The organism is Salinibacter ruber DSM 13855 (assembly GCF_000013045.1).
Lineage (GTDB): Bacteria > Bacteroidota > Rhodothermia > Rhodothermales > Salinibacteraceae > Salinibacter > Salinibacter ruber.
Genome location: NC_007677.1, coordinates 2523856 through 2538993, shown reverse-complemented (window position 1 = coordinate 2538993; position 15138 = coordinate 2523856). Strand labels below are relative to the sequence as shown.

Annotated in this window: 13 protein-coding genes; 7 read left to right on the top strand and 6 right to left on the bottom strand. The window is 66.9% G+C overall.

What is annotated here, in order from left to right; translation table 11 throughout:
* Positions 1-35: 35 nt before the first annotated feature.
* From SRU_RS10800 to SRU_RS10780, 5 genes are all read left to right on the top strand, one after another.
* Positions 36-488: a hypothetical protein gene (locus SRU_RS10800; protein WP_231847117.1), complete on the top strand. Its 453-nt coding sequence runs from the start codon at positions 36-38 to the stop codon at positions 486-488.
* A 149-nt stretch (positions 489-637) separates the two neighbouring features.
* Entirely contained in the window at positions 638-841 is a 204-nt protein-coding gene (locus tag SRU_RS10795; protein WP_011404778.1) for a hypothetical protein, read from the top strand.
* 190 nt (positions 842-1031) lie between these two features.
* Positions 1032-1865, top strand: a complete 834-nt coding sequence (locus tag SRU_RS10790) for a hypothetical protein (RefSeq protein ID WP_013062419.1) — start codon at positions 1032-1034, stop codon at positions 1863-1865.
* A 453-nt stretch (positions 1866-2318) separates the two neighbouring features.
* Positions 2319-5147 (top strand): PAS domain S-box protein, encoded by a 2829-nt coding sequence (locus tag SRU_RS10785; protein ID WP_011404776.1) that lies wholly within the window; start codon positions 2319-2321, stop codon positions 5145-5147.
* Positions 5148-5285: 138 nt separating this feature from the next.
* Complete coding sequence (locus SRU_RS10780) at positions 5286-5603, top strand: DUF971 domain-containing protein (RefSeq protein ID WP_112904395.1); 318 nt, start codon at positions 5286-5288, stop codon at positions 5601-5603.
* A 12-nt stretch (positions 5604-5615) separates the two neighbouring features.
* On the opposite strand, the gene SRU_RS10775 is transcribed toward SRU_RS10780, so the two are convergent.
* Both SRU_RS10775 and SRU_RS10770 read right to left on the bottom strand, forming a co-directional pair.
* A complete protein-coding gene (locus SRU_RS10775) occupies positions 5616-6983 on the bottom strand; it encodes a putative manganese transporter (RefSeq protein ID WP_043552481.1) in 1368 nt (455 codons plus the stop codon).
* 171 nt (positions 6984-7154) lie between these two features.
* The gene (locus tag SRU_RS10770) at positions 7155-7808 is read right to left on the bottom strand and encodes a metal-dependent transcriptional regulator (protein ID WP_011404773.1); all 654 of its coding nucleotides are present in this window, start codon (positions 7806-7808) and stop codon (positions 7155-7157) included.
* Between the two features lie 281 nt (positions 7809-8089).
* Between SRU_RS10770 and SRU_RS10765 the strand changes: the two genes are divergently transcribed.
* Together SRU_RS10765 and SRU_RS10760 are read left to right on the top strand one after the other, a co-directional pair.
* Positions 8090-10783: a valine--tRNA ligase gene (locus SRU_RS10765; protein WP_231847116.1), complete on the top strand. Its 2694-nt coding sequence runs from the start codon at positions 8090-8092 to the stop codon at positions 10781-10783.
* A gap of 559 nt (positions 10784-11342) precedes the next feature.
* On the top strand, positions 11343-11714 hold the full coding sequence (locus SRU_RS10760; protein WP_231847115.1) for an FxLYD domain-containing protein: 372 nt from the start codon (positions 11343-11345) through the stop codon (positions 11712-11714).
* 125 nt (positions 11715-11839) lie between these two features.
* On the opposite strand, the gene moeB is transcribed toward SRU_RS10760, so the two are convergent.
* From moeB to SRU_RS10740, 4 genes are all read right to left on the bottom strand, one after another.
* Positions 11840-13057: a molybdopterin-synthase adenylyltransferase MoeB gene (gene moeB / locus SRU_RS10755; RefSeq protein WP_011404770.1), complete on the bottom strand. Its 1218-nt coding sequence runs from the start codon at positions 13055-13057 to the stop codon at positions 11840-11842.
* Between the two features lie 180 nt (positions 13058-13237).
* Positions 13238-13531, bottom strand: a complete 294-nt coding sequence (locus SRU_RS10750) for a ubiquitin-like small modifier protein 1 (RefSeq protein WP_011404769.1) — start codon at positions 13529-13531, stop codon at positions 13238-13240.
* A gap of 59 nt (positions 13532-13590) precedes the next feature.
* Positions 13591-14028 (bottom strand): Mov34/MPN/PAD-1 family protein, encoded by a 438-nt coding sequence (locus tag SRU_RS10745; RefSeq protein WP_011404768.1) that lies wholly within the window; start codon positions 14026-14028, stop codon positions 13591-13593.
* Between the two features lie 145 nt (positions 14029-14173).
* The gene (locus SRU_RS10740; RefSeq protein ID WP_011404767.1) at positions 14174-15127 is read right to left on the bottom strand and encodes a PLP-dependent cysteine synthase family protein; all 954 of its coding nucleotides are present in this window, start codon (positions 15125-15127) and stop codon (positions 14174-14176) included.
* Positions 15128-15138: the final 11 nt, after the last annotated feature.

Below are 15138 nucleotides of genomic sequence, written 5' to 3'. Positions count from 1 at the left end.
ATACGTGGTGTACTCGGACTGCTTTACCTGTGCTGATGAGCATTTGCATCGTTGATACCTCTGTCTTCTGCAATATCTTGGAAGTCCCCAATCTTTGTCAAGAACGGGAGCAGGTCCTTCAACGTCTCGAAGAGCTGATTGACGAAGGGGCAACTCTGTTACTCCCGCTTGCGACGATCTACGAAACAGGTAATCATATCGCACAGAATGGGGATGGCCGTCAGCGACGAAGTGCCGCTGAACGGTTTGGAGAACAGGTCGATTTGGCGCTTCAGGGCGAAAATCCGTTCACGCCTACGGACATCAATGAGGAAGACGAGCTCCGACAGTGGCTGGCACAGTTTCCCGATTATGCCCAGCAAGAAGTGGGCTTTGATGACATGTCCATCGTCGAAGCATTCCACGATGAATGTGAGCGCCATCCGTCCCGCCGGGTGTTCATCTGGGCACTGGACGACGACCTCTCCAGCTACGACCGCGAACCATAAATCTGATCGGTCTCCTTGGTGACCCGCTTGGATTTCCCCATGATCTCAACGCCGAGCGGCGGGGGAGAGAAGAAGGCAACGTCCGGTACCTCCGTCCGGCGTACCAGGCCCCCGAGACCGTTGAGGCGCAAGCGGAGCTGGACATTGAGGTGGGAGGCGATGGCGTCCTCCGCGAGCCGCACGACTGGCCGTCCGGCCTCACGCCGCGGGTCCAGGCCGTCCGCGCTGTCATGACCCACGCGAACGCGCCGCTCACGGTCGAGCCGGTCGCCCAGCACGTCCACCGCGCCCTGAGCGAAGTGAAGACGTGCTTTCGGAGTGTGCCCGCCGGGCCGATGTGCGCGCACTGCTGAAGACGCTCGCGGCGCTGGGGCACGTGGCGGCGACCGACGACGGGGCGCACGCCCCGGATGCCTCCAGACACGACGAGGGCCGCTGCGTCCCACGGGGCGAACGTGTCTTGGTCGTCTTCCATAAAACGCGAATGGCACCCCCGAGTGCCGGTGCCGTGCCTGCATTTCTCGGACGAGCGGTCTCAACTCCATGGGCGATGACATTCAGCGCGACGCCGACGATCACGAGACGGTCTTCCGCACCGTCAGCGGGCTCGATGGCAAGAGCATGATCCACGAGCACGACATTCAGAAGGTGACCCCGACGAAGGTGTACGTGCACCAGAAGCCCCGAAGTGGGGATGTCATGGGCTTCTACAAGACCCGACAGGGAGGCACCTACGTACTGGATCGCCGGAAATTGGAGGAGAGCGGCCGGTACCGCACGGAATACGGGGCCACCCAGACCTCCTTCTACCTGGAGCGATCGGACGTGGAGGAGGAAGTCGAGACGCCCGGCTCGGAGGCGGACGACGAGGCAGCGGACGACGAGGGGGCGGACGAAGCGGGGGCGGACGAAGACGAGCGCCGCCCGTCGGAGCCGGAACTGCGCCCGGTGCCCGTAGAGGCGCTGGAGGGCACGGTCGTGGACTACTTTGAGCAGATTGCCTCGGACCTCAATAAAAACTACGACGGGGCGCTGACCAACAGGCTGCTGCTCGAAACGTCGCTGCGACAGTCGCTGCTGGACTTTCACATGCACAGCAAGGACAGCCCCCTGATGCAACAACTCGATTCCATTTCGATGGCGAGGGACGCGGCGCCGGCGGATCCGGATCTGCAGGCCATCCCGGTCGATCAGATGCACGCCGATCTGGTGACGTACCTAAACAAGGCCGCCGCCGCCCTGGACGCCCGCTACGAGAAGGGCTTTCCCAAGCGGCGGTTGATTGAGGTCTCGCTTCGGCAGGTGTTTGCCGACCTGCGGATGTATCAGCAGGAGGCCGTGATGATCCGGTGGCTCGACGCGCTTCTGCTGGAGTAAGGGGCGTTCCCGCCTGGCTGGATCGCCCCTGCATGATCGAAGTGACGGCCGACGGCCGTGCCCGCACGGCGGCACTGTAGGACATCCCGTCCAGGACGAGCGTCGAATTCATTTCTGACGTGTCGAGGGGGAATACCCCGTGTCGACGTCCAGCACGACGCGTTCCCGGTGGGCACCACGCCGAGTAGGGGCGGACGGCCGGGCCGCCCCGGCGACGGATCGGGCATCCGTGCTGAGGGCACTGCGTTCCGGTTTGGAGAAGCCCCAACGCATTGGCGATTGGCAGGGAGGCGCAGGCAAGGGACGGAGAGAAAAAAGCGTACGAATGGTTTTTGCAAGTGCTGTTATGCCCGACCCGGTAGACCGACCACGCCTCAGCGTCCCGCTGCGTGTGTTGCCGGGGACGATCCTTGATCGACGTCCCGACCCGATCGTGCAGAATCGTTATCCCCCATGACGACCTCCGTACGTGCCCTCCTCTCGCGTCTTCGGCCCCGAGACGACCACCTCCCTGAAGAAATGCGGTCGCAGGTGCAGGTGCACCGCCTGTTGAGCCTGCTCGGCGCGGGCCTCGTGGTGGGCTTCGCGCCGCTCTACGCCGTCGCCGCGCCCGATGCCATCGATCCGCTGTGGGTGCGCGTGGGAATTGCCGGGCTCTTCTTAACACTCCTCGCGGCCTCGTACCGGTCAGCCCGCGTCCGGGCTGCCTACGTGTCCTGTGTGTGGGGGGTGCTATACCTCATTGTGGGATGGTTCGTCGTTCTCGCTGCGCTGAACCAATTTTCGGGAGAGTATGCCGTGGGGCTGCTGCTCGTGTACGCGGTGCTGGCCGGAATCGTCGCGTTTGGGGCGGAGTCGGTCTGGGCCCCCCTCGCATTTCTGGGCTACGGCGGGGGAGGGACTGTGCTGGCGACGCTCACGGGACCGCGTCCGGAGACCAGCCCGCTCATCCTGCTTGCGAGCATGGGCACCATCGCCGTGGTGGAGACCGTTCTCACACAGGGCTGGTTGTGGATCCGAAAGACTGTTCGCGAGCAGGAGGCCCGGCTCCAGGGCCTCACCAACAGCCTCCCCGGCGTGGTCTTCGAGTTTTTCGTGCGTGAGGACGGCACCGTCGGCCATCACTTCGTCAGCGAACACGCCGAGGACGTGCTCGGGCTCGAGGCCGAGCCGGCGACGTTCCACGAGCGGTGTCTGGAGCGCATTCCCGACCCGTACCAGCGCGAGATCGAGCGGTCGATTGAAACTGCCATCGACGAACAGTCGGACTGGGAGTTCGAGACGCCGTTCGACCCTCCGGATGGGGAGCGCATCTGGGCACTCGGCGCGTCGACCCCGGAGCAGCGGGAGGGAGAAACCGTGTTCAACGGGGTGATTCTCGACATCACGGAGCGGAAAGAAGCCGAGCGGCGCCGACGGACCTACGAGGAGCTGAAGGACAGCGCCGAGGATGCGATCGTCATCGCCGACGCGGACGGCGACATCATCGACTGGAATCCCGGGGCCGAGGCGATGTTTGGGTACGAGAAGGAGGCCATTGTCGGGCGCCCCATCGAGACGATCATGCCGGACCGCCACCGGGCGCCACACCGCCGCGGCATGGAGCGGGTCCGGGAAACGGGCCGTGGACGCTTCCTGGGCGAAACGGTAGAGCTGGAAGGGCTCCACCAGGACGGCCACGAGGTGCCGGTGGAGCTGGCCCTCTCGAGCTGGGAGGCCGACCGGGAGCGGTTCTTCGGGGCCATTATCCGGGACATCACCGAGCGCAAGAACGCCGAGCAGGCCCTGCGCGAGGAGCGCGACCGCTTCGAAACGCTGTTCGAGTCGCTGCCCACGCCGGTGGTACGCTGCGTGGCCCAGGACGACGGGGTCTTCGTCACGGATGCCAACCCCGCGTTCGAGGACACGTTCGGCCTGGCGGCCACGGAGGCGGTGGGGGCGGAGATCAACCACATACTCGTCCCGGAGAAGGGCCACGACCGGGCGCGAGACTTTGATCGTCGGGTCCTGGAGAGTGGAGAAGTCCGGGCCGAGGTGCAGCGTACGACCGCCGAAGGGATGCGCGAGTTTCAGGTCCAGGCGATCTCCCGCCGTCCCGACGAGGGGCCGCCGGAGATCTACGCCATCTACACCGACATTACGGAGCGCAAGCAGCGGGAGCGTCGCCTCGACGCCATCTTCAACCACACCTACCAGTTTACCGGCCTTATGGAGCCGGACGGGACGATGATCGAGGCCAACGACACGGCCCTTCGGTTCGGGGGGCTCGACCGGGAGGACATCGTCGGCACGCCGATCTGGAAGACCCACTGGGCCCAAACCGGTGAGGACTCGAAGCAGCGGCTCCGGGAGGCCGTCGAGCGGGCAGCCGAGGGGGAGTTCGTACGCTACGAGCGGCCGATCCAGGGGGGCGATGAGGACCGCATCATTGACTTTTCCATCCGCCCGGTGACCGACGCGGACGGGCAGGTGGAGCTGCTGATTCCGGAGGCCCGCGACATCACGGAGCTCAAGTGGCGCGAAGAGACCCTCCGGGCGGCCAAGGAAGAGGCCGAAGAGGCGAGCCGGCTCAAGTCGGCGGTCCTGGCAAACATGAGCCACGAGCTACGAACCCCGCTCACCTCCATCCTCGGGTTTGCCGAGGCCATCGACGACGAGGCCTCCGACGGCGCGGGCCCCGTGTCCCGCTTCGCATCGCTGATCGCGAAGAGCGGCGAGCGGCTGCTCCGCACGTTCGACAATATACTCAACCTGTCCCGGCTGGAGGCGGAGCAGCAGAACGAACCGGCCGAGCCGGTCGACGTGGCGGCCGCGGCCCGCTCCGTCGCCGACGAGATTCAAGATCGGGCCGAAGCGGACGACATTGCGCTCCGGACGGAGGTGGGGAGCGCGACGATGCGGACCCGGGCCCCCGCGGATCAGGTCCCGATTGTGTTGCGTCACCTCCTCTCCAATGCAATTACGTACACCGAGGCGGGCGGCACCGTGTGGCTGCGCGTCGGTCGGGCCGGCGGCGACGTGGTCGTGGAGGTCGAGGACACGGGCATCGGCATGGACCCGGACGAGGTGCCGGCGCTGTTCGAGCCGTTTCGGCAGGCGTCGGAGGGCTTTGGGCGCGAGTACGAGGGCACCGGGCTGGGGCTGGCCGTCGTGCAGCGGGCGGTCGACCGAATGGGCGGAACCGTCGACGTGGCGACGGAGGAGGGAGAGGGGACGTGTGTGACGGTGGGCCTACCGGGAATGGAGCCCACGAATGACGCGCCTTCGCTGGGGGAGGGGTAGTGCGGGCCCGGGGATCATCCCCGGCAGGCGTCTGTGGGGTTTTGTCCGGAATTGGGGGCGTCCGCGACGGGCGCGTTGCCGACGCGGCGCCCGACTCCGGCGTGTCGCGCGTTTCTGCTTCTCGCCCGTGGTCTCGCCGTGGACATCCCGCCGCCCGAACGCGTCTCGCTCGACGTCAAGATGCAGCGGCTCAACATTGAGTGGGCCGACGGGCACGCGTCCGTCTTTCCGCTCGACGGGCTGCGGGAGGCGTGTCCGTGTGCGGAATGTGAGGGGAAGAAGGTCGAGCGCATCCCCAAGCCGGGCGTTCTCCACATCTTCCGCCAGAAGAACCGCTGGAAAAACGTCCGGATCGAGAAGGCGGGCAGCGTGGGGCTGCGCATCACCTGGGACGACGGCCACCGCGGCGGCATCTACCGGTGGGACCGGCTCCGTGAACTGCAGCCAGCGGAGTGATGCGGAGGCGCGCTACCCGAGCACGCCGAAGCCGAAGCGGGCGAACGGCCAGAGGTAGTACACGAGGGCCCCGACGACCAGCGCCGGGATGGTCGTGTAGATCGTCGCAATGAGCGCCGCCTTCATGTCGATGGCCATGAGCGGAAACAGGGCGTCGCCGTCCTGGCTGATGGCGTTGGCCGCCAGGGCGGAAAACGGGATCACCTCCTCGACGGCGTAGAGCTGCGCAAAGATGATCTGGGGGGTGCAGCCGGGCACGATCCCGAGGGCCGCCCCCGCCGCCGGCGCAAACACGCCGGCCATCGTGGACAGGGCCCTGAGGTCGAGGGCAAAAAGGCCCATGGTGTATTCGTAGAGGAGATAGCCCGCGAGCACCCACACCGTCACCATGGACGTCTCCATCGCGGCGTGCTGAAATGTCTCGTATGCGCTCCCGAAGCGGTCGCGGAGGCGGCCGGCCCCCGCTTCGTCCATGTAGTGGCGGCCGACGACGTAGAGGTAGAACGAGAGCACCGTGCCCGTCACCCCGGCGACGGTGAAGAGCCCGAAGAAGGTCGGGGCGACCTCGACGGCCACCTCCGGGGCCCCTCGGGCCAGGTACATCACGCCCGCCACGAGCCCTGCGGCCGCCACGCCCCACCAGAGGAGGTGCACGACGTGGCTAATGGTGGTCAGTACGCCGGACGCCCCATTCGTCGCGCCGGAGGCGTCGGCCGATTCGTGGGGGCCGGAGGCGTCGGACGGGGGCGGGCAGGACGAGGCCGTACCGGCGGGGGCGGCGTCTGGGGCCGAGAGCGCACCGTCGAGGCGGGCCGGACTGGACCGCGCGACGGCCGCCGAGCCGGCATCCCCGGGGCGGGGCGCCTCCGGGGACCCCGTCGCCGTGCCGTGCCCCCCGGCGACCACGCTGGAGGCCGCGACGTTCCCCGGACGCATCACGGCCGCAACGCGCTCGACGGCCGCGTCGATGCGGCGGACGCCCAACCCCCAGTGGTCGATGGCGTAGCCAAACGCCACGCTCGCGGCGAAGGCCAGTCCGTAGGCGTACACCCCGGCCCCGGGCGCAATGGCGAGAATCACGAAGGCCGAGTCCCCGGCCGTAGCCCCGAGGGTGGCCACGACGGACCCGAAGCTGATGGTGCCGCGGATGTAGAGGGGCATCGCCACGATGGCCCCGCCGCAGCCCGGGGTCAGCCCGAGCAGGGCCCCGGCGATGGGCTGCATGCGCCGGTGGTTCCGGAGAAAGGTGACGATGCGGCCGCTGGTTCGGTACTGAAGGTAACTAAACAACAGAACGGTCACCGCGACGAAGGCGCTCACCTGCACAAACCCGTCCCGTATCGAGACGATCAGAATGTCGAGGGCGTCTTGAGGAAGCATGAGGCGGGAAAGGGGCGGACGCGAACGGGTCGGCGGTGCGCACCGTCTTGTGCGCGTGGGGACGGCCCCGAGTTTTCGAGGGCAATACAATAATTTAGCCGTGGCTAAATCGTTCCGCGTGCCCCTCGGGAGGGGGCGACAGACCCGTCGCATCGGCCGGTTCCTGTTCAGCTACGCCTCCACGACGACCTTCTTTGCGACCGGGCGGCCGATGAGCTGCTCGGTCCCGTCGACCGCCACGACGAGCAGGCCGTCGAGCGGGCGCGTGTCGGCGACCTCGACGGTGGCGCCGGGGAGGAGGCCGCGCTGTTCGAGCAGGTCCAGCAGCTCGCCGTCCTCGTCGGCGACGTGGTCGATGGAGGCGGCGTCCCCCTCGGGGAGGTCGGCGAGCGATCGGGTGGGGAGGGCGTCCACGGAGCCGTCCCGGGCCGGAATGGGGTGGCCGTGGGGGTCGCGCTCCGGGTGGCCCAGCATTTCCTCGATGCGGTCCTCGAACCGTTCGGAGATGTGGTGCTCCAGAATTTCGGCCTCCTCGTGAATCTCGTCCCACGAAAAGCCCATCACCTCCTTCAGGTAGAGCTCCAGCAGGCGGTGGTGGCGGAGCACCTCCAGCGCCACGGTGCGTCCCGGATCGGTGAGCGTGGCCCCCTCGTAGGCCTCGTACGTTAAGAACTCGAGCTCGTCGAGGCGTTTGATCATGTTCGACGCCGAGGCCGACGAGACGTCCATCGCCTCCGCGAGGGCACCGGTCGATACGGGAGCTCCCTTGTCGTCTTCGAGTTTGTAGAGGGCTTTGAGATAGTCCTCGATGGAAGGGCTCCGCATGGGAGGAGGGCGGGTGTCGAGACAGACGAGAGCGACAGGAACAGATACGCCCAGAGGGAAGAGATGTTACCGAGCGGACGGGGCGACTGGGAAGATCGAGCGAAACGGATCCGACGGGCCTCTCCCAAATTCAATGAAATACCCGACATGCGTCCGGCATCCCTCGCTCCGGCCCCCTACGTTACCTTCGTGACCGCAGACGGCCGACCGCAGACGGCGGCCTCGCGCTGGCTCCGCACGGTCACGGTCGAATTCGCTGATTCAAGTACTTGCACGACACCATGCCCGACGACGCCCCGTCCTTGGCTTCGATGAGCAAAGCCTACGATCCGTCCGACATCGAAGACAAGTGGTACACCTACTGGGAAGAGCACGGCTTCTTCGAGGCCGACGCCGACGGCGACGCCGACTCCCACGTCATCATGATGCCGCCGCCCAACGTCACCGGGCGGCTCCACATCGGTCACGCGCTGCAGGACTCCATCCAGGACGCCCTCACGCGCATCCACCGCATGAAGGGGGACGAGACCCTCTGGATGCCGGGCCTCGATCACGCGGGCATCGCCACGCAGAACGCCGTGGAGGACGATCTCCGCGAGGCGGAGGGGAAGACGCGCCACGACCTCGGCCGCGAGGCGTTCGTGGAGCGGGTGCGGGCCTGGAAGGAGGAGTACGGCGACCTCATCCTGGACCAGAAGCGCACGCTCGGCGACTCGTGCGACTGGGGCCGCCAGCGCTTTACCATGGACGAGGGCTTTACGCGGGCCGTGCAGGAGGTCTTCGTGCAGCTCCACGAGGAGGGGCTCATCTACCGCGGCGACTACCTGGTGAACTGGGACCCCGAGAACGAAACGGCCCTCTCCGACGAGGAGGTCGAGAACGAGGAGCGCGAGGGGCACCTGTGGCACGTCCAGTACCCGCTCGTGGGCGCCGAGGACGAGTCCCTGACGATCGCCACGACCCGCCCCGAGACGATGCTCGGCGACACGGCCATTGCCGTGGATCCCGACGACGAGCGGTACGAGCACCTCGTGGGCGAAACCGCGATCCTGCCGCTCCTGGGGCGCGAGATCCCCATCATCGCCGACGAGCGGATCGACAGCGACTTCGGCACGGGAGCGCTCAAGGTCACCCCGGCCCATGACGAGACCGACTTCGAAATTGGGGAGGACCACGGCCTTGAGAAAATCACGATCATGAGCCCGACGGGCGACATCAACGAGAACGGCGGGCCCTACGAGGGCATGGACCGGTTCGACGCCCGCGACCAGATCGTGGAGGACCTGGAGGAGGAGGGGCTGCTGGTGGCGGTGGAGGACTACATGATGAGCGTCCCCCTCTCCGAGCGCTCGGAGGCGGTGATCGAGCCGCTCATCTCGCGGCAGTGGTTCGTGGAGATGGAGCCCCTGGCCGAGCCGGCGATCGAGGCGGTGCGCGAGGGCGAGATCGAGTTCTTCCCCGACCGCTGGGCCAACGAGTACTTCCGCTGGATGGAAAACATCCGCGACTGGTGCATCAGCCGCCAGCTCTGGTGGGGCCACCGCATTCCGGTCTGGTACTACACCGACGAGCACGGGGAGGCCGATCCCGAGCAGGGCTACGTCGTGAGCATCGACCAGCCGGAGGACGGGATGGTGCAGGAGACCGACGTGCTCGACACGTGGTTCTCGTCCTGGCTCTGGCCGTTCGCCACGCTCGGCTGGCCGGAGGAGACCGACGACCTGGAGAAATTCTACCCGACCGACGTGCTCGTCAGCGGGTACGACATCCTCTTCTTCTGGATTGCCCGCATGATCATGGCGGGGTACGAGTTTACCGGCCGGCCGCCGTTCAAGAACGTCTTTATCACCGGCATGGTGAAGGACGCGCAGGGCCGCTGGATGTCGAAGAGCCTGGGCAACGGCATCGACCCGCTGGAGATGGTGGACCAGTACGGCGCCGACGCCACCCGCTTCACCCTGACGCTCCTCTGCGCGCAGGGGCAGGACATCAAGCTCGCCCCCTCGAAGTTTGAGATGGGCCGCAACTTCGCCAACAAGATCTGGAACGCGTTCAACGTCTTCGGCCAGTTCATGGACCGGGACGACGCCGGCGTGCCCGTCCGCGACTACCAGCGGGAGCGCTCCTTCGAAGAGCTGGAGCTGGTGGAGCAGTGGATGCTGCACCGCCTCCACACCGCCATCCAGGACGTCGAAGACTCGCTCGACCGCTACCGCCTCAACGAGATCGCCGAGCGCGTCTACGACGTGTTCTGGCGCGACTACTGCGACTGGTACCTGGAGCTGATCAAGCCGCCGTACGGTGAGGAGATGGAGGCGGACAAGATCGCCCTGGCGGCCGAGATCTACGAGACGCTCCTGAAGCTCCTGCACCCGCTGATGCCGTTTATCACCGAGGAGCTGTGGTGGAAGGTGCGGCCGCGCGGGGCGGGGGAGGCCTGCATCGCCGCCGACTGGCCGTCGGCCGACGACGAGCAGATGGACGCGGCCGCCGCCGAGACGTTCGAACTCATCCAGGAGATGATCTCCGGCGTGCGCGGCATCAAGAGCGACTACGGCGTGGGCCTGGGGCAGGAGATCGAGGCGACGGTCAGCGTGCCCGTCGACGACGAAGCCCTCGCGGACACCGTGCGGCGGTACGCCGACTACTTCGACAAGCTGGCGAGCGTGACGGACCTGACGGTGGAGGCCGGGGCCGAGAAGCCGACGGCCAGCGCCTCGGTCGTCGTGGGGCGGTGCGAGGTGTTCGTGCCGCTGGTCGGCATGATCGACCTGGAGCAGGAGCGCGAGCGGCTCCGGGGCGAGATTGAGGAGAAGGAGACCTTCCTGGAAGGCGTGGAGCAGAAGCTCAACAACCCCCAGTTCGTCAACAAGGCGCCGGACGAGGTCGTGGAGCGCGAGCGCCAGAAGAAGAAGGACGCGACCGCCGAGCTAGAGCGGCTGCAGGACAACCTCGCCGACCTGGAGGCCGTGTAGCGGCCGCATGATTGTTTCGTAAACCCCACGCCCGACGGACCGGCGCGGGGATCCGTGGGGGTCTGTGTGGTTTCCCACCGTGGTTAGTGCCCAACAGTGTGACGTTATTCGTGCGAAGGGGCCTCGCCCGGTTTGAAATCGAAAATTACACGGTGACCGATCCTCCGGCCTTCAGAAAATGGCCGCCCGGAGGCCTGAGCTCGCGGAGTGCCCGAAATTTATCATGCCCGCACCCCGAGCGAAGCGAGGAAGTAGTCCTGGGCTGAGCCCGACGAAGGGAGGGCGAGTTTGATAAATTTCAATGGAGCGAGCGTGGCCTTAGGCCATTTTCTGACAGCCCGGCCCTTTTCGTCCATTTTGGGGCCGACAAAATGGACACCCGAAGAGAAAGAAAGCACCTGATTTACCATGATTTGCTTGCCTACAGCGACGAAGCCGGACAAACCCACTGCCGTAGGGGGCGGCTGGACTCTTCTGCGAAAACAACTTCACACCATTGGTTAGCGCCAGAACTCCACCATTTCCGCCCCGCTGTTCTCCGACCGGCCCCGCTGCTCCTATGCCTCTCGCTTCCGGCTCGTCCGTGCGTTCGCTGATGCTGCTCGTTGCCGCCGTCGCGGGGATGGCCGTCCTCGGGGCGTGCGGGGGGGGCGAGGGCGAGACCACCGACGCGACCGTGGTCGAGCCCCGTCTCCTGCAGACGGAGACCGGCGAGCGGATCTTTGCGGGCACGCTCGTCAACCAGGGCCGCTCTACCATCGGCATCGCGGAGGTGGAGGTGGCCCTCTACGATGGCCAGGGCTCCCGCATCGAGACGATGCGGATCCAGGTGCAGGACGTGCCCCCCGGTGACTCGGCCGCGTTCAACCAGACCGTCGACTCGGACCGGCCGATCCAGCAGGCGCAGGTGCAGCAGATTCTCGCTCCGTAGTGCTGAGGGACGCGCTGCCTGGACCGAAGGCTGCACATTGGAGACACATACAACGGGACCCCTGGCGCTGAGCCACGGGTCCCGCTTGTGGTTTTGTGGTGGAGACGCTGTGTGCTGCGCGAAGATCAGTACTGCGGCACGCTGTCGTCAATCTCCTCGCTCCAGGCAAGCACGCCGCCCTCCAGGTTCGAGGCGTCGTAGCCCTGCTCGCGCAGGAACGCGGTGGCCTTCGCCGAGCGCGCGCCCGAGCGGCAGTGCACCACAATCTCCTCCTCCGGGCCGGCGTCCAGTTCGTCGAGGCGGGCCTCAAGGTCGTCCACCGGGATGAGCTGGTCGGCGTCGAGGCTCGCGATCTCGGCCTCGTAGGGCTCGCGCACGTCGAGCACGAAGGGCGCGTCGCCCGCGTCGCGGCGCTGCTTGAGGTCGTGGACGGACGTTTCGGGGACGGCGTCGTCGGTGTCAGACACGTCAGAATCGGCGGTTCCGTTGGGGGAGGACTCGTCGCTTTGCGGAAGTCCGCAAAAGGCCTCGTAGTCGATCAGTTCCGTCACCGTCGGGTCGTCGCCGCAGACCGGGCACTCGGGGTTCGTGGGCACGTTGACGGTGCGGAAGTCCATGTTGAGGGCATCGGACATCAGCAGGCGCCCCACCAGCGGCTCGCCGACGCCGGTGAGCACCTTGATGACCTCGGTGGCCTGCAGCGTGCCGATGAAGCCGGGCAGGATGCCGAGCACGCCGCCCTCGGCGCAGGAGGGGACGAGGCCGGGCGGGGGCGGCTCCTCATAGAGGCACCGGTAGCAGGGGCCGTCCTCGGTGGCAAAGACCGACACCTGCCCCTCGAAGCGGAAGATGGACGCGTACACGTTGGGCGTGCCCGTCATCACGCAGGCGTCGTTGACGAGGTAGCGGGTGGGAAAGTTGTCGGTCCCGTCGGCCACCACGTCGTACTGGTCGATGATGTCGAGCGCGTTGTCGCTCGTGAGGCGCACCTCGTGCGTCTCCACGTCGACGTGCGGGTTGAGGTCCTCCAGGCGCTCGGACGCGGCATCGAGCTTGGGCCGGCCCACGTCGCTGGTGCCGTAGAGGATCTGGCGCTGAAGGTTCGAGGCCTCCACGCTGTCGAAGTCGACGAGGCCGATGCGGCCGACGCCCGCCGCGGCGAGGTAGGTCGCGGCCGGCGAGCCGAGGCCGCCCGCCCCGACGAGCAGGACGGACGCGTTCTTGAGCGCCTCCTGTCCCTCGCGCCCAAACTCGGGAAGCGTGAGGTGGCGGCTGTAGCGCTGGAGCTCATCGGGGGACAATTCCGCCTGTTTCTGGTTGGGGTCAGTCGTGGTTGTAGGCATCGGGAAGAATGAAATTCGTCGGGATATTGCGTATTTCGTACTGCGTACTGCGTACCCCCGTAAAACGACGCGACCGCTTCCACGGAATACGCAACACGCAATACGTCTGCGGTTTCGGCATGCGCAAACGGCTTAAAAGCCCACAGGACGAAGGGGGCGGGCATCCCGAATAGAATCGCCTCAGCCGCCCGCAATCGAGGGCACGATGGATACCTCGTCGCCCGGCTCCAGCGGGGTGTCCACGCCCTCGCCAAACCGCACGTCGTCGTCGCCGACGTAGATGTTCACGAACTGGCGCAGCTCGTCGTCCTCGTCGTAGAGGTTGTCGGCGAGGTCGGGGTGCTGGTCTACGAGGGTGCGAAGGGCCGCGTCGACCGTCTCCGCCTCCACCTCGACGGTCGCCTGCCCGTCGGTGGCGGAGCGAAGGGGGGTCGGAATGCGGAGCGTGACGGTCGTGGTGTCGGTGGTGGGCATGGTAGGGCGTTGAAGGTTGGAAGGGGGAACGTTGGACGGTTGGGACTAGCCTGCCGAGACTACGGCGCCTCGGGGTCGGGCCGGACGATGTCCTCGCGGTGAAATTCGGAGCGGTCCGGGGCGAGGGCCCAGGCGGTTAGGGCCTCCGGGGCGCCGTCGCGGACGGAGACGATGACGTAGGTGAAGCCGGGAAAGGTGGCCTCCTCCAGGTCCGTCGCCGAGGGCCGCGCCGGATGGTCGGGGTGGGAGTGATACACGCCCACCACGTCGAGCCCCTGCTCCTGCGCCGCCGCGTCGGCCGCCCGGTAGTCGTCGGCCGTGAGCTCGTAGCGCCGGGTCCGCTGCTCGGAGCGGCGGTTGGTGGCGCGGTGGAGGGCAGCCACGCGGTTGTCGCCGTCGTCCGTGACGGTGCCGAGCAGAAAGCCGCATCCTTCTTCGGGATAGGCGTCGGCGCCGTGGACACGAATCTGGTCGAGAATGTCAGGGGTGGTTTTCATCGTCGGGCGTCAGTGGCGAGGTTGCGAGTCAGTGCGTCACGAGTGATGAGTCATGAGGTCACGAGTCATGAGGTCACGAGTCATGAGGTCACGAGTCATCAGTTCGATTTCAATACCCGTAGCTCATGACTCGTGACTCGCAAACTCATGATTCCTCCTCCCAAAAGTCGTCGCTCAGGTACCGCGTGCCGGTGTCGCAGAGGATCGTGACGACGGTGCCGGCGTCGAGCGACCGGGCCACGTCGAGCGCGGCGGCCACGTTCGCTCCCGCCGACGGGCCGACCAGCAGCCCCTCCTCCCGGGCCAGCCGACGCGTCATGTCGACGGCCGCCTCGGTGGAGCACGTGCGGTGGGCGTCGGCGAGGTCCGGGGCGTAGATGCCGGGCACAATCGCCGTCTCCATGTGCTTCAGGCCCTCCAGGCCGTGCAGGGCCGTTTCCGGCTCCACGGCGACGCATCGAATCGATGCGTCGTGTGCCTTCAGGCGGCGCGTGACGCCGGTGAAGGTGCCGGTGGTGCCGAGGCCCGTCACGAAGTGGGACACCGCGCCGTCCGTCTGATCCAAGATTTCCGTGCCGGTGCCGTCGTAGTGCGCCCGCCAGTTGGCGTCGTTGTTGTACTGGTCGGGGTAAAAGTAGCGGTCCGGGTGGGCGTCCACGATCTCCTTCACGCGCCGCTGGGCGCCGTCCGTGCCCGCCATCGGGTCCGTCAGGATGAGTTCGGCCCCGTAGGCGCGCAGCACCTTCTTGCGCTCCGCGGAGGCGTTCTCGGGCAGGGCGAGGGCCACGTCCAGCCCCTTCGCCGCGCCAATCATCGCGTAGGCGATGCCCGTGTTGCCGCTCGTCGCGTCGATGAGCGTCTGCTCGGGGCGGAACGCACCGGCGTCGAGCCCCGCCTCGATCATCCGGAGGGCGGGGCGATCCTTCACCGAGCCGCCAGGGTTGAGGTGCTCCGCCTTGCCGTAGACGGCCACGGAGTCCGGCAGGTCATCGGCCACGCGGTCGAGCCGCAGGAGGGGCGTCCGGCCGATGTCGTCAACCAGGGACGACGCGGCCGGGGCGGCCGTCGACGCGGATGGGGAGGCAGGGGCCGTGCTCATTGGTGTGGGGA